Raw genomic sequence first — 19765 nt, 5'->3', positions numbered from 1 at the left:
CGCCCGTATCCGCACGACTCTGTCCGACTCCGTTCAGCGAATGTGGCAGTTGTTAGAGGTGGCGTCAATAGGGGAGATCCCCCAGGGGTGGATCACCGTCCCGGCGTGTCCCGTCCCCACAGGGGCCCCCTAGGGCCCATCCCCCCTAGGGCCCCGTACTACCCGAGACGGACCCCAAGACGGCTCTGTGGTCTGACGACCCGCGTGCCCCACGTCACTACCGTCGGGGACGTGACTGTGATCGTGACCGAGAGCCTGAGCAAGCGGTTCCCCCGGGTGACCGCGCTCGACCGGCTGTCCGTGGACATCGGACCCGGTGTGACGGGACTCGTCGGTGCCAACGGCGCCGGCAAGTCCACCCTGATCAAGATCCTGCTGGGTCTGTCCCCCGCCAGCGAGGGCCGCGCCGCCGTGCTCGGCCTCGACGTGGCGACCGAAGGCGCCGCCATCCGCGAGCGCGTCGGCTACATGCCGGAGCACGACTGCCTGCCGCCCGACGTCTCGGCCACCGAGTTCGTCGTGCACATGGCGCGCATGTCCGGCCTGCCGCCGACCGCCGCCCGCGAGCGCACCGCCGACACCCTGCGCCACGTGGGGCTGTACGAGGAGCGCTACCGCCCCATCGGCGGCTACTCGACCGGCATGAAACAGCGGGTCAAGCTCGCCCAGGCGCTGGTGCACGACCCCCGGCTGGTCTTCCTGGACGAGCCGACCAACGGCCTCGACCCGGTCGGCCGCGACGAGATGCTCGGCCTGATCCGCCGCATCCACACCGACTTCGGCATCTCGGTCCTGGTCACCTCCCACCTGCTGGGCGAGCTGGAGCGCACCTGCGACCACGTCGTGGTCGTCGACGGCGGCAAGCTGCTGCGGTCCAGCTCCACCACCGACTTCACCCAGAGCACCACCACGCTGGCCGTCGAGGTCACCGACAGCGACACCCACCCCGACGGCACCCGCGCCCTGCGCGAGGCGCTGCACGCGCGCGGGATCGACACCCACGACGACGGCGGCGGCCTGCCCGGCGCCGGCCACATCCTGCTGCTCACCGCACAGGGCGAGGAGACGTACGACCTGCTGCGCGACACCGTCGCCGGACTCGGCCTCGGCCTGGTCCGGATGGAACAGCGGCGCCACCACATCTCCGAGGTGTTCACCCGCGACGAGCAGCGGAAGGAGGCAGTCGGCCATGGCGGTTGACCAGCCCGTCCCCACGGCACCGGCGCCCTCGGGCGACCAGTCCCGCATCCACGACATCGGCTACCGCGGCTACGACGGCCCCCGTCTCGGCCGCGCCTACGCCCGCCGCTCGCTGTACTCGCAGTCCCTGCGCGGTGCCTACGGACTCGGCCGCTCGGCCAAGTCCAAGGTGCTGCCGATGCTGCTGTTCGCGGTGATGTGCGTGCCGGCCGCCATCATGGTCGCCGTCGCGGTGACCACCAAGGCGCACGACCTGCCGGTCCCCTACAGCCGGTACGCGATCATCATGCAGGCCGTGATCAGCCTGTTCGTCGCCTCCCAGGCACCGCAGTCCGTCTCCCGCGACCTGCGCTTCAAGACGGTCCCGCTGTACTTCTCGCGGCCCATCGAGACCGCCGACTACGTGCTCGCCAAGTTCGCGGCGCTCGCCTCGGCCCTGTTCATCCTCACCGGCGGCCCGCTGCTCGTGCTCTTCGTGGGCTCGCTGCTCGCGAAGATGGGCGTGGCCCACCAGAGCGAGAAGTTCGGCCAGGGACTGGTCACGGTGGCGCTGCTCTCCCTGCTGTTCGCCGGGATCGGCCTGGTCATCGCCGCCGTCACCCCGCGCCGCGGCTTCGGCATCGCCGCCGTCATCGCCGTCATGACCATCTCCTACGGCGCCGTCTCCACCCTCCAGGCCATCGCCGACACCCAGGGCAACAGCGGTTCGGTGCCGTGGATCGGGCTGTTCTCCCCGGTCACCCTGATCGACGGCGTCCAGTCGGCGCTGCTCGGCGGCACGTCGTCGTTCCCCGGCGGGGTCGGCCCGTCCACCGGCGAGGGCCTCGTCTACCTGATCGTCGTCCTCGGCCTGATCGCCGCGAGCTACGGCCTGCTCGTGCGCCGCTACAAGAAGGTGGGCCTGTGACCACGCTCCAGATCGACCACGTCTCCCGCTGGTTCGGCAACGTGGTCGCCGTCAACGACATCACCATGACCATCGGCCCCGGCGTCACCGGCCTCCTCGGCCCCAACGGCGCGGGCAAGTCCACCCTCATCAACATGATGGGCGGTTTCCTCGCCCCCTCCACCGGCACCGTCACGCTCGACGGGCAGCCGGTGTGGCGCAACGAGACGGTCTACCGGCACATCGGCATCGTCCCCGAGCGCGAGGCGATGTACGACTTCCTCACCGGCCGCGAATTCGTCGTCGCCAACGCCGAGTTGCACGGCCTCGGGGCCAAGGCCGCCCAGCGCGCGCTGGCCACCGTGGAGATGGAGCACGCCCAGGACCGGAAGATCTCCACCTACTCCAAGGGCATGCGCCAGCGCGTGAAGATGGCGTCCGCGCTCGTCCACGACCCCTCGCTGCTGCTGCTGGACGAGCCCTTCAACGGCATGGACCCGCGCCAGCGGCTGCAGTTGATGGAGCTGCTGCGCGCCATGGGCGACGAGGGCCGCACCGTGCTGTTCTCCTCGCACATCCTGGAGGAGGTCGAGCAGCTCGCCCGGCACATCGAGGTCGTCGTCGCCGGACGGCACGCGGCCAGTGGCGACTTCCGCAAGATCCGCCGCCTGATGACCGACCGCCCGCACCGCTATCTGGTCCGCTCCAGCGACGACCGCGCCCTCGCGGCCGCGCTGATCGCCGACCCGTCCACGGCGGGCATCGAGGTCGACGCCGTCGAGGGCGGGCTGGTCGTCCAGGCCGTCGACTTCGGCCGCTTCACCACGCTGCTGCCCAAGGTCGCCAGTGACCAGGGCATCCGGCTCCTCACGGTCTCGCCCTCGGACGAGTCCCTGGAGTCCGTCTTCTCGTATCTCGTCGCGGCGTAGGAGGCCGAAGATGTACGACCCCACAGTCGCCCGGCTCACCTACCGGGCCCTGCTCGGCCGCCGCCGGGCCCTCGTCCTCGGCGCCCTGCCCCTGCTGCTCATCGTGATCTCGGTGGCGGTACGCCTGCTCACCGGGGCCGACGACCAGGTCGCCGCCGACGTGCTCGGCGGGTTCGCGCTCGCCACCATGGTGCCGATCATCGGCGTCATCGCGGGCACCGGCGCGATCGGTCCGGAGATCGACGACGGCTCCGTGGTCTATCTGCTGTCCAAGCCGTTGAAGCGGCCCACGATCATCTTCACCAAGCTGATCGTCGCCATCGCGGTGACCATGGTGTTCTCCGCGCTGCCCACCCTGATCGCGGGCCTGATCCTCAACGGCAACGGCCAGCAGGTCGCCGTCGCCTACACGGTCGCCGCGCTGGTCGCGTCCATCGCCTACTCGGCGCTGTTCCTGCTGCTCGGCACGGTCTCGCGGCACGCGGTGGTCTTCGGCCTGGTCTACGCCCTGGTCTGGGAGGCCCTGTTCGGCTCGCTGGTCTCCGGCGCGCGCACCCTGAGCGTCCAGCAGTGGTCGCTCGCGGTCGCGCACAAGGTGGTCGGCAGCAACCTGATCACCTCCGACGTCGGCCTCCCCGCGGCCACCGCCCTCCTGGTCGTCGTCACCGTCGCCGCCACCTGGTACGCGGGCCAGCGCCTGCGCGCGCTGACCCTGGCGGGCGAGGAGTAGCAGCCGCCTTGACGGGGACCTCATCCCCGTCCGGGCACACTGGCGCCAACGGAAATATGACGAGCGCGAGTACGGCGAGGAGGACGCCATGGCCCAGGAGGAGCCGGCCGAGGACGGCGGGACCGTGCCCGACCCCTGGGACGGTGTCGAACTGGACGAGGACTTCGTCCGGGCCGCCGGCACCTCCGAGCCGTCCGCCCGTGCCCGGATGCTCGCCGCCCGCTGGCGGGCCGAGCGCCCCGAGCCCCAGCCGTGGCGGGCCGACAAGCCCCCGGCGGGCTGGTTCTTCAGCCGCTCGCGGCGCCGGCGGCGCAAGGGTTAATTCGCTGGCGCCCAGCTTCCGGGCGGGGGCACAGTGGGGGAGCCGACGCCGGGTTCAGGGAGCCCGGCGCGCCCCTGTACCGGGAGCGGAGCCGGGTGATGCCATGTCCGGCTTCCGTGAGGACGGTCCCAGGGCGGGCTCCGGTGCGTTACTCCACCGTCGAGCCCGCTCCCGCACGGGGACCGTCCGGGGCGGCCGCTTCGAGCACGCGATGTCGCTCTCGCGTGGGCCGCCCACCCGGAGATGTGGCCGAGAGGCGGGGCAGGGCTGTGCCGGGCCCCGCCTCTCAGCCGAGCAGTCGTTCCAGCACCAGCGCGATGCCGTCCTCCTCGTGGGAGGCGGTCACCTCGTCGGCCACGGCCTTGAGTTCCGGGTGGGCGTTGGCCATGGCCACGGTGTGCGCGGCCCAGGCGAACATCGGCACGTCGTTCGGCATGTCGCCGAAGGCGATCGTGTCGGCCGCCTTCAGCTTCAGCCGCCGGGCCGCCAGCGACAGACCGGTCGCCTTGGACAGCCCGAGCGGCAGCAGCTCCACGATGCCCTCGCCCGCCATGACGACGGTGACGAAACCGCCCGCCGCGCGCGAGGCCGCGTCCGCCAGCTCGTCCGTGGACAGCGTCGGATGCTGGATGTAGATCTTGTTCAGCGGGGCTTCCCACAGGTCGGCCGCGTCCGTGAACGCCGTGGCCGGCAGCCGGCCGGTGACCGCGTAGCCGGGGCCCACCATGACCTCGCCGTCCAGCCCGTCCCGGCTCGCCGCCAGGTACAGCGGGCCCACCTCGGCCTCGATCTTGGCCAGGGCCACGCCCGCAAGCTGCCGGTCCAGCGTCACCGAGGTCAGCAGCCGGTGCTGACCGGCGTCGTAGACCTGGGCGCCCTGGCCGCAGACGGCGAGGCCCTGGTAGCCGAGGTCGTCCAGGATGTGCCGGGTCCAGGGCACCGCCCGGCCGGTGACGACGATGTGCGCGGCGCCCGCGGCCGTGGCGGCGGCGAGCGCCTCACGGGTGCGCGGCGAGATCGTCTCGTCGCCGCGCAGCAGCGTGCCGTCCAGATCGGTGGCGACCAGCCCGTACGGGAAGGGGTTGCTCACTTGGCGACCGGCTCCAGGACTTCCCGTCCGCCCAGGTAGGGGCGCAGGACCTCGGGGACACGGACCGAGCCGTCGGGCTGCTGGTGGTTCTCCAGGATCGCCACGATGGTGCGCGGTACGGCGCACAGCGTGCCGTTGAGCGTGGCCAGCGGGCGGACCTGCTTGCCGTCGCGCATCCGGATCTGCAGCCGGCGGGACTGGTACTCGGTGCAGTCCGAGGTCGACGTCAGCTCGCGGTACTTGCCCTGGGTCGGAATCCACGCCTCGCAGTCGAACTTGCGGGCGGCGGAGGAGCCCAGGTCACCGGTGGCCACGTCGATCACGCGGAACGGCAGTTCCAGCGAGGTCAGCCACTGCTTCTCCCAGTCCAGCAGGCGCTGGTGCTCCGCCTCGGAGTCCTCCGGGGCGACGTAGGAGAACATCTCCACCTTGTCGAACTGGTGGACGCGGAAGATGCCGCGGGTGTCCTTGCCGTGCGAACCGGCCTCGCGGCGGAAGCAGGGGGAGAACCCGGCGTAGCGCAGCGGCAGCCGGTCCGCGTCGATGATCTCGTCCATGTGGTACGCGGCGAGCGCCACCTCGGAGGTGCCGACCAGATAGAGGTCGTCCTTGTCCAGGTGGTACACGTCCTGCGCGGCCTGGCCGAGGAAGCCGGTGCCCGCCATGGACTGGGGGCGGACCAGCGCCGGGGTCAGCATCGGGGTGAAGCCGGCCGCGGTGGCCTGTGCGATGGCCGCGTTGACCAGGGCCAGCTCCAGCAGGGCGCCGACGCCGGTGAGGAAGTAGAAGCGGGAGCCGGAGACCTTGGCGCCGCGCTCGGTGTCGATCGCGCCGAGGATCTGGCCGAGTTCGAGGTGGTCCTTGGGCGTGAAGCCCTCGGCGTCGAAGTCGCGGATCTCGCCGTGCGTCTCCAGGGTGACGAAGTCCTCCTCGCCACCGACCGGGACTGCGGGGTGGACGAGGTTGCCGAGCCCGAGCAGCAGGCGCTGGGTCTCCGCGTCGGCCTCGTCGCGCTCGGCGTCGGCCGCCTTGACGTCGGCCTTGAGCTGCTCGGCGCGGCTGAGCAGCTCGGCGCGCTCCTCCGGGGTGGCCTTGGGGATCAGCTTGCCGAGCTGCTTCTGCTCGGCGCGCAGCTCGTCGAAGCGGACACCCGATGACCTGCGCCGCTCGTCGGCAGACAGGAGGGAGTCGACTAGCGCGACGTCCTCTCCACGAGCACGCTGGGAGGCGCGCGCACGGTCAGGGTCCTCACGAAGCAGGCGAAGGTCAATCACAGGCCCCAGGCTACCGGTGTGCGCGGACCGGCCGGGACCCGTATACCCGGGGTGTGCGCAGGGCGGGCGTGTGCATCCACACCCTGGGAAAAGTTATCCACAGGCTGTGTGGAGTGACTGTGGATTTCGGAATTGATCATTCCGAGTGAGTTGTCTCCCGAGGAATTCCCGGTTCAAACTCCCTGGATAACCACTTTCGAGTGGAAAGTGGTCGTCCCAAAAGCTGAATCGATGGAAACAGGTGGACGAAGGGTGATCCGGGTTGGGCTGAATGCACCTGAGGGCTGTGAGCCGATTTGTCGACCGGATGGGCCTTGTTGTCGACTTGTCCCCAGGTAGAGAAGCGGACCTGTGGATAACTTCTGTGGATAACGCGGACCGCTAGAAACGGCCGTCCTGGCAGCGGGCCACCCAGTCGGACGCGGCGAGGAACTCCTGGTCGGACGTGCCCGCCCGAAGGGGCCGCGCCTCGCCCGGCGCGATGTCGGCACGCGGATAGGAACCCAGGAATCGCACCTGGAGACAGACCCGCTTCAGTCCCATCAGTGCCTCCGCCATCCGCCGGTCGGAGATGTGCCCCTCGGCGTCCACGCAGAAGCAGTAGTTTCCGATGCCCTCGCCGGTCGGCCGGGACTGGAGCAGCATCAGGTTGATACCGCGGGTGGCGAACTCGTCGATCAGATCGCGCAGGGCGCCGGGGTGGTCGTCCCGCTGCCACAGCACCACCGAGGTCTTGTCGGCGCCGGTCGGCGCTGCGGGCCGGGCGGGCCTGCCCACCAGGACGAACCGGGTCTGCGCGTTCTCCGCGTCGTGGATGTCGGTCTCCAGCGGCACCAGGCCGTACCGCGCCGCGGCGAACTCGCCCGCGAAGGCCGCGTCGTACCGGCCCTCCTGGACCAGGCGGGCGCCGTCCGCGTTGGAGGCGGCCGACTCCCACAGGGCGTCGGGGAGGTGGGCGCGCAGCCAGTTGCGGACCTGCGGCTGGGCGGCGGGGTGGGCGGTGACCGTCTTGATGTCGGCCAGCTCCGTGCCCGGCCGGACCAGCAGCGCGAAGGTGATCGACAGCAGCACCTCGCGGTAGATCGTGAGCGGCTCGCCCGCGACCAGCTCGTCCAGGGTGGTGGTGATCCCGCCCTCGACCGAGTTCTCGATCGGCACGAACGCGGCCTCCGCCTCGCCGGTGCGCACCGCGTCGAGCGCGGACTGCACCGAGACGTACGGGATCAGCTCGCGGGTGGCGGCCTCCGGGAGAGTACGGAGGGCGACTTCGGTGAAGGTGCCTTCGGGACCGAGATACGCGTAGCTCGCTGGCATGCCCTCACCCTAATGGCCCTGCGGCGACCCGGCCCGACCGTCTCATGCCGGCCACCCTTCCGGGTGGTTTCGATCCCGGACGCCTGCGAAAAGTGCGCCCGGAGTGCCTGGTCAGCTCTCCAGCAGCCGTTGCCCCACGTACTCGCCCTGCGCCGCGCCGCCCGGCACCGCGAACAGCCCGCTGGCCTCGTGCCGCAGATAGCGCGACAGCGCGTCGCCCCGGTCGAGCTTGCGCTGCACCGGTACGAAGCCGCGCAGTGGGTCGGCCTGCCAGCAGATGAACAGCAGCCCCGCGTCGGGGGTGCCGTCCGCGTCGTAGCCGTCGTGGAAGGAGAAGGGGCGGCGCAGCATCGCCGCCCCGCCGTTCTGGTCGGGCCGGGTGATGCGGGCGTGCGCGTTGAGCGGGACGACGTACTCGCCCTGTGCGTCCGCCTTCTCCAGGTCCATCGGCGTGGTCTCGTCGCCGCCGGACAGCGGGGCGCCGTCCGACTTGCGGCGGCCGATCACCGCCTCCTGCGCCGGGCGGGCCAGCTTCTCCCAGTCGTCCAGCAGCATGCGGATGCGGCGGACGACGGCGTAGGAGCCGTTCGCCATCCAGGCGGGCTCGCCCGAGGCGGGTACGAAGATCCGCTGGTCGAAGTCCGGCTCGGCGGGCTTGGGGTTGCGGGTGCCGTCGATCTGGCCCATCAGGTTGCGCGTGGTCAGGGCGTGCGCGGTGGTGCCCGGCGAGCGGTTGAAGCCGTTCATCTGCCAGCGGACGCGGGCCGCGTCGCCCGCCTCCTTCTGCAGGGTGCGCAGCGCGTGGAAGGCGACCAGCGCGTCATTGGCGCCGATCTGCACCCAGAGGTCGCCCTCGCCGCGCTTCTTGTCGAGGCGGTCGGCGGAGAAGTCGGGCAGCGGGTCCAGCGCGGACGGGCGCTGCTTCTCCAGGCCGGTGCGGGCGAAGAAGCTGTGCCCGAAGCCGAAGGTGACGGTCAGCGAGGAGGGGCCGGCGTCGCGGGCCACATCGGTGTCCTCGTGCGGGGCTGCCTCGCCCGCCATCAGCCGCTCGGCCGCCGCCGACCAGCGGCGTAGCAGGGCCGCTGCCTCCTTGCGGCCCGCGCCCGGCTTCAGATCGAAGGCGACGAGATGGCCGTGGGCCTGGAGTGCGTCGGTGATGCCGGGCTGATGTTTCCCGTGAAACATCGCGCGGTCCGTGCCGATCGAGGTGAGCGGCGTGGCCGGGGCGGGCGCGGCGGCATAGCCCAGGGCGCCGCCCGCCGCGCCGAGCACGAGGCCGGTGGCCCCGGCGGTGCCGAGCAGGGCGCGGCGGGAGACGCCCCGGCCCGGCTCGGGGGCGGACTGGGCGGCTTCCGGGGTACGGGCCTGGGGGACGGACGGGTCGGGCATGGTGCGGTTCAGCCGATCTGCGCGTTCTTGGAGACGGTCACCTGGTCGATGTCGGAGGTCCGTACGGTGACGGCGACCTCCCAGTCTCCCGCCATGGGGACCTGGACACCGCTCGCCGCCCAGTGGCCGGTGGTGATGTGTTCCGGGGCCACCGGGAGCGGCCCGACCTTCTTCGCCTTCAGGGTGAGGGCGACCTTCACCTCGGGGATGTCGTACGGGCGGCCGTCGGGCCGCTGGACGTACAGATGCATCTCGTTGGCGCCGACGCGGGCGGGGTCCAGGTCGATCCGGACCAGGCCCTTGCCGTTCGTGCCGCCGGTGTCGAAGGGCATGTCCAGGGTGAGGGCGCCGGAGGTGTCGGCCGGCGAGCTCGCGGCCGGCGCGGTCGCCGCCCTGGCCTCCTGCTCGGTACGCCCCGGCTCGGTCTGCGTCAGCGCGGTCGTCACCGCGAGCAGCACAACGGCGACCCCCGCCTCCGCCAACACCGACCGCCGCAGCCCGGCCCGCCCCGGATCAGCATCCCGCACCCGCTTCCGCCGCGCGGCCTCGACAGCAGCCCGCTGCCGCGCAAGCTGAGCGGCCCGACCGGGGTCGGCGGAATTGGCGCCGGCCGACCCAGCGACTCCCGCGGACTCCCCAACCTGCCCGCCAGCGACAGCGCCGGTCGACCCGGTGGCGGAGAGGGACGCCTGCTCCGGAATGTCGGCCCGCTCGGCGGGGGTGGTGGCGGAGTGGAGGGTCTGCTTCTGGGGCTTGGTTCGCAGGGCGTCCGCTGGCTCGGAGTCCGTCTCAGCTTCAGTCGTACCGCCTTCCGCCAGCCGCCCCGTCCACCGTCGGGAGATCCACGCCAGCCCGACCATGACCGCCACGAGCCCCAGCTTGATCAGCAGCAACTGGCCGTAGCGCGTGTCGGTGAAGGCCGACCATGAGCCGAGTTGGCGCCAGGACTGGTAGACGCCCGTGGCGACCAGGGCGAGGACGGAGGCGAAGGCGAGCCGGGAGAAGCGCCGGACGGCATCCGTGCCGAGCGGGGTGTCGACCGGGGCCCGGTACAGGGCGACGAGCAGTGCGGTCAGGCCGCCGAACCAGCAGGCGACGGCGAGCAGGTGGACGATGTCGACCGGCATGGCGATGCCCGGTTGGAGCCCGGTGGACGCGTGCTCGGCCATCGCCCAGCTCGCCGCGAGCCCGGCCCCGACGACGATCCCGCCGATGGCGAGCCCGAAGCCCAGGTCACGCCGCTCGGCGGCCGCGTCCTCGTTGGCGCCCGCCTCCTCTTCCCGCCGCGCGTACGCCCCGAAGAGCACCGCGACGAACAGTGCGGCGGCGGCGAGCAGCAGCAGCCGGGAGACCAGCGCCGCGCCGGTCTTGGTCTGGAGCACCTGCCCCAGCAGATCGAGGTCGAAGACGTCCCCGAGCTTGCCCGAGGAGGTGTATGAGCCCCGGAGCAGCAGCAGCCCCAGCGTGGCCGCGGTGAGCGTCAGCCACCCGCCGACCACGAGCCGCTGCAGCGCCCGTACCCCCGCGCCCTGCCGCCAGCAGGCCAGCACGAAGGCGGCCCCGCCGGCCAGCACGATGAAGCCCGCGTAGGAGAGGTACCGGCCCACGGCGTACAGCCAGCCCACGGCCCCGCCACCCACGCCCGCCCCCGCGTCGGAGGAGACGACCGTGCGCGAGGGCGCGCCGATGGAGAAGGTGTAGGCCCCGGCGACGGGGTGGCTGTCGGCCGAGACGACCTGGTAGGCGACGGTGTAGGTGCCGTCCGCCAGCCCGGCGTGCAGCCGGACCGCGTAGGTCGTGCCGCTGACGTTCGCCGGCTTGCCGGACTGGACCGGCTTGCCCTTGGGGTCGAGCACGCGCAGCGAGTCGTCGCCCATCGCCACCTGCTCGGAGAAGGTGAGCGAGATCTGGGTGGGAGCCCGGTCGACCACCACCCCCTGCGCGGGATCGCTGCCGGTCAGCGCGGCGTGCGCGGAGGCGGGCGCGGCGCCCGCGAACAGCGCACCGGTGACGGCGAGGAGCAGCAGTACCAGGGTGCGCAGCCGGGGGGTGATGGTCCGCGTCAAGGTGGTCCCTCCCTCAGTGTCCGGTCGACGGGTTGTACGTGGCGGACCGCACCGGCATCTCGACGGTGAGCGGAGCGGACCGGGCGAAGCCCAGCTTGAGCTTGACGGTCTGGCCCTGGCGCGGCTTCTGCTTGAGCTGCTCGAACATCAGGTGGTTGCCGCCGCTCCGGAAGACGAGCCGGCCGTGGGCGGGCACCGCGAAGGAGGTGCGCTCGGCCATGGTGCCGCCGCTGGTGCTGTGCATGGTGACCCGGCCGATGTCGCTGCTGACCGAGGTCAGTTCGTCCTGCTCGCCGCCCTTGTTGGTGACGGTGAGGAAGCCCGCGGCCATGTCGGCGGCCACCGGCTGGGGCATGTAGGTGGCGCTCACCGACAGCTCGGGCTCGCCGGACCCCTGTCCGGAGCCGCACCCCGCGAGGGCGAGGGCGGCGGCGAGGGCGGTGACGGGCAGCGCGGCCCGCTTCACGGCTTGGCCCCGCGGACGAGCTTGGGCAGGTCCTTGGTCCAGTCGTCGACGGTGGCCTCTTCGCCGTAGAGGACGTAACCGCCGTTCGTCTTCGGGGAGAAGGCGATGACCTGGGTGCCGTGGACGGAGACGGTCTTGCCGTTCTTGTCCTTGCTGGTCGGCTCGACCGAGATGCCGAGCGAGCGGGCGCCCGCCTGGATGGTGGAGAAGTCGCCGGTCAGGCCGGTGAAGCGGGGGTCGATGCTCTTGAGCCAGGTGCCCAGCTCGGCCGGGGTGTCGCGGCCGGGGTCGGTGGTGACGAAGACGACGCGCAGGTCGTCCTGCTCGGCCTTGGGCAGCGCCTTCATGGCGACGGCGATGTTGCTCATCGTCGTCGGGCACACGTCGGGGCAGTGGGTGTAGCCGAAGTAGACGAGCGTCGGGTGGCCCTTGGTCTCGGCCCGCAGGTCGTACTTCTTGCCGTGGGTGTCGGTGAGGACCAGGTCGGGCTTGGCGAAGGGCTGGTCGAGGACGGTGGCGGCCTTGTCGGAGCCGCCCTCCTCGGAGACCACGGAGACGGGCGAGGAGGCGGAGTCGTCACCGCTGCCGCAGGCGGACAGGGTGAAGGCGGCGGCGGCCAGCAGCGCGGCCGCGGCCAGGGTCTTCTTGCGCGAAGCAAGCGGAGAAAGCGGAGAGAGCATGGAGAGGTGTCCCAGGGGGTTCGAGAACTCCCGCGCGCACCGGGGCCGTACCGGGCGGGCACGGCCCCGGTGCGCGCGGATCAGTAGGGGTCAGGCGGTGTGGCGGCGGCCCGCGAGGACGCCGTAGGCCACGCCCGCGACGCCGATCACGATGCCGGCGATGCCCAGCACCCGGGCGGTGGTGTCGGTGCCGCCGTCGGAGTCGGCGGCCGCCTCCTGGTGGGCGTCGGCGGCATCGTCATCGGCACCACTCTTGGCGTCGTCACCGGCGGCAGCCGCCGTGCCGTGGTGGTCGTCGGTCGCGGCGGACAGCGCCAGCGTCGGGGCCGGGTTCTCCGGCTCGTCCTGGCCCTCCTGCGGCACCTCGATCCAGCGGACGACCTCCTTGTTGGAGTACGTCTGGATCGCCTTGAAGACGAGCTGGTCGGCGTCCTCGGGCAGCGCGCCCAGCGAGAGCGGGAACTTCTGGAAGTAGCCGGGCTCGATGCCCTTGCCGTCGGCGGTCCAGGTGACCTTGGTGACGGCCTCGCCGATCTTCTCGCCGTGCACGGTCAGCGGCTTGTCGATCTTGGACCTGGTCACCTTCACGCTCCAGCCCGGCACCGGCTGCGGCATGACGGAGGCCAGCGGGTGGTCGGCGGGGAGGTTGACCTCGAGCTTGGTGGTGGAGGCGTTGTCGCGCTCGTTGGGCACCTTGAAGTCGACGGTGGCGTAGCCGCCCTTGGCCGCGATGCCCTCCGGCTGCACGCTGACGTGCGCGAAGGCGGGGACCGACACGGCGAGGACGGTCGCGCCCGCCACGGCGACGGCGGCGGTGACACGGGAGGCGGTACGGGAGATCTGCATGCTGGGAAAACTCCGCTCTTGAGCGAGATCCGGTGCTGAGCCCGGTGACGGTGAGGGGTGCGCGGGGCGCGTGGAAAGAGGCGCACGCGCGCGTGCCGCGTGACGGCGGCCCCTGCCCTCCTCGTACGTACGGGAGCGGTGGTCGCGTCAGGCGGCGAGACGGAACGCGTCGGCGGGCGGGCCGCGCCGGATCACCGAGTGCTGGAGCGCGGCGGCCTGCGGGGCCGGCGCCTCGTCCCGCTCGGCACGGCGCGGGCGCGGGGCGGGTCCGGTCGCGGGCAGCAGCCCGGCGTACAGGGCGCGGGTCAGCGCGAGCGCGGCGCGCAGGGAGCGGACGAGCGCCCCCTCCGCGACCCCGTGCGTCGACAGCTCGACCAGCCGCAGCACCGCCAGGTCGCCCCGGCGCAGCAGCCAGCCCAGGGCGAGCGCCGCGAGGAGGTGGCCGAGAAGCATCGGCAGCGAGAGCAGTGAGAGCGCCGACGGCACCGAACCGGCCGAGGAGCCGGCCATGTCGGAGGCGTGCCCGCCGGTCGCCGCGTGCCCGGTGAAGCGGCCCGAGGCGTCGATCAGGCGGGCGTCGAGCAGCAGCCGGTAGGCGTGGCCGGGGGTGAGGGTGGCCGGTCCCGACCCGCACAGCAGTTGGGCGGCCCGCTGGACCATCGCGTCGTCGGCCGCACCGGAGTGCGCGGTGCCCATGGACGCCATGGGCTGCGCGGTGTGCTGGCCGAGGCCGAACAGCGTGTGCAGGGCCACCTGGCCGAGGGTGAGGAGGGCCGCGATGGCGGGCACCGAGCGGGCCCGTCCGGCGAGCGGCGCCATGACCAGCAAGGAGCCCGCGAACCCGGCGCCCAGCGTCCACAGCGGGACGTTCGCGCAGGAGGCCGCGGTGTGCCCGGCGGCGGCCAGCACGACACAGACCGCGGCGAAGACCGCGGCCCGCAGCAGCCGGACACGGGGTCCGGGTCGCGCCGTGCGCGGACGAGGGGCACTCATGGCGGGGCTCATCATCGCACTGCGCCCGCCGCACCCCCGAGGCAGGGCCGCCGGATCACGCCACGGCGGGGGGCGCGCGCTGCCGGGGCGGGCGTACCTCATACCCCGATTCGTCCCGGCGCACATCGACCATATGGGCGGCATCACGTCACTTGAGGGCTTACGGGCGCTCACGCGCGGCAATAGGTAACGGTATGTCGAGCCGCGGCCAGGAGGCTGGAGCATGAGCATCTGGTGGTCACTCCATCTGCGCCGCGATGCCGCGAGCGTCCCGCTCGCCCGGCGCCTGCTGATCGGCACCATGGAGACGGCCGGGGTCGACCCCGACGTCTCCTACGACATCTCCGTGGCCCTCACCGAGGCGTGCGCCAACGCCGTCGAGCACGGCGGGACCGCGCGCGGGGAGGACGCGGAGGCGTACCGGGTGACGGCCTATCTGGACGGCGAGAAGTGCCGTATCGAGGTGGCCGACTCGGGGCCCGGTGTCGCGACCGGCCCGGCGCTGGGCATCCGGATGGCCCGCGTGGACGCCGAGGACGGCCGGGGCCTGTGTCTGATCCGGGAGCTGGCCGACCACGTCCACATCGGCGCCCGGCCGGGCCGCACCGGCACTGTGGTCAGCTTCGACAAGATCCTGAAATGGAAGAAGGACCCCTCACTGCTCACGGCGTGAGGGGTCCTTCGTCGTGATGGTCAGCCCTTGAGCGACGCCATCCACGCCTCGACCTCGTCGGAGCGGCGCGGCAGCCCCGCCGACAGGTTCCGGTTGCCCTCGGCGGTGACCAGGATGTCGTCCTCGATCCGGACGCCGATGCCCCGGTACTCCTCCGGCACCGTCAGGTCGTCGGCCTGGAAGTACAGGCCGGGCTCGACGGTGAGGACCATGCCGGGCTCCAGCGTGCCGTCGACGTACGCCTCGGTGCGGGCGACCGCGCAGTCGTGGACGTCCATGCCGAGCATGTGGCCGGTGCCGTGCAGGGTCCAGCGGCGCTGCAGGCCCAGCTCCAGGACGCGCTCGACCGGGCCCTCGACCAGGCCCCACTCCACCAGCTTCTCGGTGAGCACGCGCTGCGAGGCGTCGTGGAAGTCGCGGAACTTGGCGCCGGGCTTCACCGCGGCGATGCCGGCCTCCTGGGCCTCGTACACCGCGTCGTAGATCTTGCGCTGGAGGTCGGTGTAGGTGCCGTCGACCGGGAGGGTGCGGGTGACGTCGGCGGTGTAGAGGGTGTGGGTCTCCACGCCGGCGTCGAGCAGCAGCAGGTCGCCGGAGCGGACCGGGCCGTCGTTGCGCACCCAGTGCAGGGTGCAGGCGTGCGCGCCGGAGGCGCAGATCGAGCCGTAGCCGATGTCGTTGCCCTCCACGCGCGCGCGGAGGAAGAAGGTGCCCTCGATGTAGCGCTCCGAGGTGGCCTCGGCCTTGTCGAGGACCTTCACCACGTCCTCGAAGCCGCGCACGGTGGAGTCGACGGCCTTCTGCAGCTCGCCGATCTCGAACTCGTCCTTGACCAGGCGGGCCTCGGAGAGGAAGACGCGCAGCTCCTCGTCGCGCTCGGCGGTGACCTTGTCGGTCAGGGCCGCCTCGATCGCGGCGTCGTGGCCGCGCACCACGCGCACCGGGCCGGTGCCCTCGCGCAGCGCGTCGGCCAGCTCGCGCACGTCGGCGGCGGGGATGCCGTACAGCGCCTCGGACTCGGTCAGCGAGTGGCGGCGGCCGACCCACAGCTCGCCCTGGCCGGAGAGCCAGAACTCGCCGTTCTCCCGGTCGGAGCGGGGCAGCAGGTAGATGGTCGCGCGGTGGCCGTCGGTGGTGGGCTCCAGGACCAGGACGCCGTCCTCGGTCTGGTTGCCGGTGAGGTAGGCGTACTCGGTGGCGGCGCGGAAGGCGTACTCGGTGTCGTTCGAGCGGGTCTTCAGGTTGCCGGCGGGGATCACCAGACGCTCGCCGGGGAAGCGGGCGGACAGCGCGGCGCGGCGGCGGGCGGTGTCGGCGGCCTGCGGGATCGGCTCCAGGTCACGCAGCTCGGTGTCGGCCCAGCCGGAGCGCATGTTCTCCGCCAGCTCGTCGGAGACACCGGGGTAGAGGCCGTTCTTGCGCTGCTTGATGGGCTCCTCGGCCTCGGTGGCCTCGTCGGGAACGGCCGGGTTGAGCTCGTCGGACACTGATCCTCCTCGGTACGGCGTGTGGTCTCCCCCAGGGGGCACGCGGCGCTCGCGTCCATGCCCGAGCAGGGGTGCCTCCATCATCGTACGTTCGTACCGAAACCGGACCGGTCGTGCCTGCCTGTGCCTGCCCGTGCCTGTCTGCGCTCAGTCGAAGCGGGCCGCCAGCAGCACCACGTCCTCGTCGCCGGCGGCGGAGTCCTCCGGCAGGAGGGTGGCGAGGACGTGGTCGGCGACGGCGCCGGGGTCGGCGCGCAGGGCGCGCGGCACGCCCGCCGCGGCCGCGTGCAGCCGGGCGAAGGCCCGGTCCATGGCCTCGCCGGTACGGCGGAGCAGCCCGTCGGTGTAGAGGAGAACCGTCCCTCCGGGCTGGACGCCGAACTCCACGCTGGGCGCCTCCCAGCAGGCCAGCATGCCGAGCGGGGCGGACAGGGAGGTCTCGACGTACTCGGTGCGGCGCTCCCCGACGAGCAGCGGCGGGCTGTGCCCGGCACCGGCCAGGGTGACCCGGCGCGCGGCGGGCTCGCAGTAGGCGAACAGGGCGGTGGCCGAGCGGGCGGGCTCGGTCAGCCGGAGCAGCAGCTCCAGGTCGGAGAGGACGGCGACCGGGTCCTCGCCCTCCATCACGGCGTACGCCCGCAGGGAGGCGCGGAGCCGGCCCATGGTGGCGACGGCGCCCGGTCCGCTGCCGGTGACGGAGCCGACGGAGAGGCCGAGGGCGGCGTCGGGCAGCGGCAGCGCGTCGTACCAGTCGCCGCCGCCGCGCGGGCCGGTGCGGTGCCGGACGGCGAGCTGGACGCCGGGGACGCGGGGGAGCCGGGAGGGGAGCAGTTCCTCGGTGAGGACGGCGGTGTCCATCCGGGCGCGCTCCACTTCCAGCAGCAGGGCGAGGTGCTCGGTGGCCTGGCGGAGATAGAGCGCGATCAGATGTCTGTGGTGTTCGTCGGGGGCAGCCGGTTCGTCGTAGAGCCAGACGGCGGCGCCGAGGTGGGCTCGGTCGGTGGCCAGCGGCAGGGCGTGGCTGGCGGCGTAGCCGAGGCGGGCGGCGACCTCGCGGTGGCGGGGGTCGAGGCCGGGCTCGGCGAGGAGGTCGGCGGTACCGGTCAGCAGGGATGCGCGCGGGACGGTCTCGATGTGGCCGAGATCGGCGCGGCCGAGGCCGAGGCCGACGGTGGTGCGGGGGCCGAGTCCGTCGCCGGGTTCCAGTACGACGAGACCGCGCCGGGCGCCCACGAGGGCGGCACCGGCGCGCAGGAGTTCGTCAAGTGCGGCTGGCAGGGCGGTTGTTCGGCTCATCCGCTCGGTCAGCTCATGGAGGGTGGTGAGGTCGGAGACCCAGCCGGCCAGCCGGTCCTGGAGCAGGCTGCCGGGGGCTTCCGGGGCGGCCACGGGGGGCGGGGTGCCTCCTGGGGCGTCCGGTGCGGGACCGGCTTCCGGGGCGGGCGGTGCGGGCGCGACAGTGTGGGCGGGAGTGGGAACCGTGGGATCGATTCCGGCCACTTTCGGAGGGTGCGGGGCGTTCATGGCGTCCGGCTCTCGGACCGGTGCGTCTTACTGAAAAGCATCGCAAACCCCCATGTGATTCTGCGCCGCCAGCAGTGTCTCCACATGTACACGCACTCGTGAGGGGATGTCCAGCATTGTCCTGCGGGGATTCCTGGTGTTGGTGGGGCGCGGGAGTGATGTCCCGGAACCCCTTGCCCTACTGGCAAGTTGGCTGGAAACTGCCTCGGGTGGAGCGTCATTGCGGTCGACTGGCCCTGCTCGACGGAGCGTCACCACGGTCGTGCGGGGTACGTACTCGAGAGAAGTCCAGGGGTGGCCACAGGCCGCCCGGAACCTGGCGAAGGACCCGGACGTCATAACCACCGACGACCGAGCCCCATCCTCCCGTGGCGGAGGCGGAGAGAAACACGCGCGACGGCAAAACGCCAGACTTCGCCACCCCCGTGCCGTGTCCGTGCTCCAGAAGAACCGCACGTCTGAAGAACCGCACGTCGGACGCGGCCGTTGTTCCATCCCTGGGGGTTCCCCCGCCGTACGCGGGGGCATGATGCGCCAACAGGTACGCACAGTGAAGTGATCCACACATGTTGTGATGTCCACGGTGTTGCCAGCGGTGCAACGGAAAGGAACGAGCGCTCATGCGCGAGATCCTCGGAAGCCGAAGCGGCCTTCCGCCCCGGCGGGGCGACGACGGCCCGGCGCTGATCGACGCGGCCTCGACCTTCGCGGCGACATGGCGATGGCCCGTACTGCCGGGCACCGCCCCCGATCCGCAGGGCCCGGCCGGCTGCTCCTGCCCCGACCCGGCCTGCACGGTTCCCGGCGCCCACCCCGGTGACCCCGATCTGCTCGCGGCGACCACCGACGCCCGCATGGTGCGCTGGTGGTGGACCAGCCGGCCGGACGCGCCGATCGTCCTCGCCACCGGCGGCCAGGCCCCCTGCGCGGTCAGCCTGCCCGCCGAGGCCGGGGCCCGCGCGCTGGCGCTGCTGGACCGGCGCGGCATGCGGCTCGGCCCGGTCGTCGCCGCCCGGCACCGCTGGGCGATCCTCGTGAAGCCCTACTCCATGGAGCAGTTGGGCGAACTGCTGTACGCCAAGGACTTCGTCCCCGGCTCGCTCCGCTTCCACGGCGAGGGCGGCTACCTCGCCCTCCCGCCCTCCGTCACCGGCCAGGGCGAGGTCCGCTGGGAGCGCGCCCCGCTGCCCGGCTCCGCCTCCCCGTGGCTGCCCGACGTGGAGGCAGTGGTGGACGCCGTGGTCGAGGCCCTCACTCGTACGGGTGTGAGCGCGCCCGAGTTGTAGGGGTGTCGGGGGCGCGCGGGCTCTTCGGGCCGCGCGCGCTCGTTATGTTCCGCCCATGCTGCGAAATCACCGGTCCCGCGCGGGCGGGCCGGGAGCCGGACCGCTCCGTACCTCCGCCCTGGCGGGCCTCGTCGCGGCGGCGCTGCTGCTGCCGCTGGGCGGGGCGTCGGCGGAACAGGTGGGAGGCGGAGGGGCGCGAGTGTCCATGCCTTCCCCCTCGCCGGAAAGCACCCGCTGCGGTCCCGAACTCGCCTCGCCCGACGGGCTGGAGGCGCAGACCTGTGTCCTGACGCGGGGCGGCGACACCTGGGCGCGGGTCTACTACCGCAACACCACCGGCGACGCCCTGGACGCGGACCTGAGCCTGCTGGGCCCGGCCGGCCGGGCGGTGCGGACGAGCTGTGTCATCGGCGCGGACGACGCGCCCGCCACCTGTGAGACCCCGCGCGAGCGCACGCGGGGCGCGGGGGCCGCATACACGGCCGTCTCCGAGTTCGCGCGCGGCGCCGAGAGTCCGCTGCTGCTCCGCTCGGCCAGCAACTCCGTTGATACAAGCGGAAGTTGAGGAGCGGCCACGGCTGACCCGGCCGGGTGCGGGCATGGAAAGGCC

19 protein-coding genes are annotated in these 19765 nt (G+C 72.4%); 8 read left to right on the top strand and 11 right to left on the bottom strand.

Annotated features, from left to right (window positions below):
- Window positions 1–237: 237 nt before the first annotated feature.
- The 5 genes from E5083_RS20470 to E5083_RS20450 all read left to right on the top strand — a co-directional run bounded on the left by E5083_RS20470 (window position 238) and on the right by E5083_RS20450 (window position 4067).
- Entirely contained in the window at window positions 238–1200 is a 963-nt protein-coding gene (locus E5083_RS20470; protein ID WP_135787508.1) for an ABC transporter ATP-binding protein, read from the top strand.
- Complete coding sequence (locus E5083_RS20465) at window positions 1190–2107, top strand: ABC transporter permease (RefSeq protein ID WP_135787166.1); 918 nt, start codon at window positions 1190–1192, stop codon at window positions 2105–2107. Before E5083_RS20470 ends, E5083_RS20465 begins: the two co-directional genes overlap by 11 nt.
- A complete protein-coding gene (locus E5083_RS20460; RefSeq protein WP_135787165.1) occupies window positions 2104–3015 on the top strand; it encodes an ABC transporter ATP-binding protein in 912 nt (303 codons plus the stop codon). Before E5083_RS20465 ends, E5083_RS20460 begins: the two co-directional genes overlap by 4 nt.
- A 10-nt stretch (window positions 3016–3025) precedes the next feature.
- Window positions 3026–3745 (top strand): ABC transporter permease subunit, encoded by a 720-nt coding sequence (locus tag E5083_RS20455; protein WP_031179129.1) that lies wholly within the window; start codon window positions 3026–3028, stop codon window positions 3743–3745.
- Window positions 3746–3833: 88 nt separating this feature from the next.
- Window positions 3834–4067 carry an SGM_3592 family protein gene (locus tag E5083_RS20450; RefSeq protein WP_135787164.1) on the top strand — a complete coding sequence of 78 codons (234 nt, stop codon included), beginning with the start codon at window positions 3834–3836 and terminating at the stop codon, window positions 4065–4067.
- 286 nt (window positions 4068–4353) lie between these two features.
- Here E5083_RS20450 and E5083_RS20445 read toward each other — a convergent pair whose 3' ends face one another.
- The 9 genes from E5083_RS20445 to E5083_RS20405 all read right to left on the bottom strand — a co-directional run bounded on the left by E5083_RS20445 (window position 4354) and on the right by E5083_RS20405 (window position 14185).
- Window positions 4354–5157 (bottom strand): HAD family hydrolase, encoded by an 804-nt coding sequence (locus E5083_RS20445; RefSeq protein WP_135787163.1) that lies wholly within the window; start codon window positions 5155–5157, stop codon window positions 4354–4356.
- The gene (serS, locus tag E5083_RS20440; protein WP_135787162.1) at window positions 5154–6431 is read right to left on the bottom strand and encodes a serine--tRNA ligase; all 1278 of its coding nucleotides are present in this window, start codon (window positions 6429–6431) and stop codon (window positions 5154–5156) included. The genes E5083_RS20445 and serS overlap by 4 nt, the downstream gene beginning before the upstream one ends.
- 381 nt (window positions 6432–6812) lie before the next feature.
- Window positions 6813–7745 carry a prephenate dehydratase gene (gene pheA, locus E5083_RS20435; protein ID WP_135787161.1) on the bottom strand — a complete coding sequence of 311 codons (933 nt, stop codon included), beginning with the start codon at window positions 7743–7745 and terminating at the stop codon, window positions 6813–6815.
- Between the two features lie 111 nt (window positions 7746–7856).
- Window positions 7857–9134, bottom strand: coding sequence for an iron uptake transporter deferrochelatase/peroxidase subunit (efeB, locus tag E5083_RS20430; RefSeq protein ID WP_135787160.1), 1278 nt, complete (start codon window positions 9132–9134; stop codon window positions 7857–7859).
- 8 nt (window positions 9135–9142) lie between these two features.
- On the bottom strand, window positions 9143–11200 hold the full coding sequence (locus tag E5083_RS20425; protein WP_135787159.1) for a copper resistance CopC/CopD family protein: 2058 nt from the start codon (window positions 11198–11200) through the stop codon (window positions 9143–9145).
- A 13-nt stretch (window positions 11201–11213) separates the two neighbouring features.
- Window positions 11214–11666 carry a copper chaperone PCu(A)C gene (locus E5083_RS20420; protein WP_208754106.1) on the bottom strand — a complete coding sequence of 151 codons (453 nt, stop codon included), beginning with the start codon at window positions 11664–11666 and terminating at the stop codon, window positions 11214–11216.
- Window positions 11663–12346 (bottom strand): SCO family protein, encoded by a 684-nt coding sequence (locus tag E5083_RS20415; protein WP_135787158.1) that lies wholly within the window; start codon window positions 12344–12346, stop codon window positions 11663–11665. The genes E5083_RS20420 and E5083_RS20415 overlap by 4 nt, the downstream gene beginning before the upstream one ends.
- A 90-nt stretch (window positions 12347–12436) precedes the next feature.
- Complete coding sequence (locus E5083_RS20410; RefSeq protein ID WP_135787157.1) at window positions 12437–13192, bottom strand: YcnI family copper-binding membrane protein; 756 nt, start codon at window positions 13190–13192, stop codon at window positions 12437–12439.
- 147 nt (window positions 13193–13339) lie between these two features.
- Window positions 13340–14185: a hypothetical protein gene (locus tag E5083_RS20405; RefSeq protein WP_135787156.1), complete on the bottom strand. Its 846-nt coding sequence runs from the start codon at window positions 14183–14185 to the stop codon at window positions 13340–13342.
- A gap of 223 nt (window positions 14186–14408) precedes the next feature.
- Here E5083_RS20405 and E5083_RS20400 point away from each other — a divergent pair, with 223 nt between their 5' ends.
- On the top strand, window positions 14409–14858 hold the full coding sequence (locus E5083_RS20400; RefSeq protein WP_135787155.1) for an ATP-binding protein: 450 nt from the start codon (window positions 14409–14411) through the stop codon (window positions 14856–14858).
- Between the two features lie 20 nt (window positions 14859–14878).
- On the opposite strand, the gene E5083_RS20395 is transcribed toward E5083_RS20400, so the two are convergent.
- Together E5083_RS20395 and E5083_RS20390 are read right to left on the bottom strand one after the other, a co-directional pair.
- Window positions 14879–16345, bottom strand: coding sequence for an aminopeptidase P family protein (locus E5083_RS20395; RefSeq protein WP_135787154.1), 1467 nt, complete (start codon window positions 16343–16345; stop codon window positions 14879–14881).
- 147 nt (window positions 16346–16492) lie between these two features.
- A complete protein-coding gene (locus tag E5083_RS20390; protein WP_135787153.1) occupies window positions 16493–17869 on the bottom strand; it encodes a PP2C family protein-serine/threonine phosphatase in 1377 nt (458 codons plus the stop codon).
- Between the two features lie 620 nt (window positions 17870–18489).
- Here E5083_RS20390 and E5083_RS20385 point away from each other — a divergent pair.
- Window positions 18490–19155, top strand: coding sequence for a bifunctional DNA primase/polymerase (locus tag E5083_RS20385; RefSeq protein ID WP_135787152.1), 666 nt, complete (start codon window positions 18490–18492; stop codon window positions 19153–19155).
- 55 nt (window positions 19156–19210) lie between these two features.
- Complete coding sequence (locus E5083_RS20380) at window positions 19211–19720, top strand: hypothetical protein (RefSeq protein WP_135787151.1); 510 nt, start codon at window positions 19211–19213, stop codon at window positions 19718–19720.
- Window positions 19721–19765: the final 45 nt, after the last annotated feature.

The sequence above is a fragment of the Streptomyces bauhiniae genome, assembly GCF_004784475.1.
Classification (GTDB): domain Bacteria; phylum Actinomycetota; class Actinomycetes; order Streptomycetales; family Streptomycetaceae; genus Streptomyces; species Streptomyces seoulensis.
The sequence above is the reverse complement of the archived record's forward strand: the minus strand, read 5'-3'. Positions and strand labels throughout refer to the sequence as shown.

What these genes read in the sequence shown, in the direction of transcription:
- E5083_RS20465 (WP_135787166.1), top strand. Translation starts at nt 1,190, where the DNA reads ATGGCGGTTGACCAGCCCGTCCCCACGGCACCGGCGCCCTCGGGCGAC.
- E5083_RS20455 (WP_031179129.1), top strand. Translation starts at nt 3,026, where the DNA reads ATGTACGACCCCACAGTCGCCCGGCTCACCTACCGGGCCCTGCTCGGC.
- E5083_RS20450 (WP_135787164.1), top strand. Translation starts at nt 3,834, where the DNA reads ATGGCCCAGGAGGAGCCGGCCGAGGACGGCGGGACCGTGCCCGACCCC.
- pheA (WP_135787161.1), bottom strand. Translation starts at nt 7,745, where the DNA reads ATGCCAGCGAGCTACGCGTATCTCGGTCCCGAAGGCACCTTCACCGAA.
- efeB (WP_135787160.1), bottom strand. Translation starts at nt 9,134, where the DNA reads ATGCCCGACCCGTCCGTCCCCCAGGCCCGTACCCCGGAAGCCGCCCAG.
- E5083_RS20415 (WP_135787158.1), bottom strand. Translation starts at nt 12,346, where the DNA reads ATGCTCTCTCCGCTTTCTCCGCTTGCTTCGCGCAAGAAGACCCTGGCC.
- E5083_RS20410 (WP_135787157.1), bottom strand. Translation starts at nt 13,192, where the DNA reads ATGCAGATCTCCCGTACCGCCTCCCGTGTCACCGCCGCCGTCGCCGTG.
- E5083_RS20405 (WP_135787156.1), bottom strand. Translation starts at nt 14,185, where the DNA reads ATGAGTGCCCCTCGTCCGCGCACGGCGCGACCCGGACCCCGTGTCCGG.
- E5083_RS20400 (WP_135787155.1), top strand. Translation starts at nt 14,409, where the DNA reads ATGAGCATCTGGTGGTCACTCCATCTGCGCCGCGATGCCGCGAGCGTC.
- E5083_RS20390 (WP_135787153.1), bottom strand. Translation starts at nt 17,869, where the DNA reads ATGAACGCCCCGCACCCTCCGAAAGTGGCCGGAATCGATCCCACGGTT.
- E5083_RS20385 (WP_135787152.1), top strand. Translation starts at nt 18,490, where the DNA reads ATGCGCGAGATCCTCGGAAGCCGAAGCGGCCTTCCGCCCCGGCGGGGC.
- E5083_RS20380 (WP_135787151.1), top strand. Translation starts at nt 19,211, where the DNA reads ATGCTGCGAAATCACCGGTCCCGCGCGGGCGGGCCGGGAGCCGGACCG.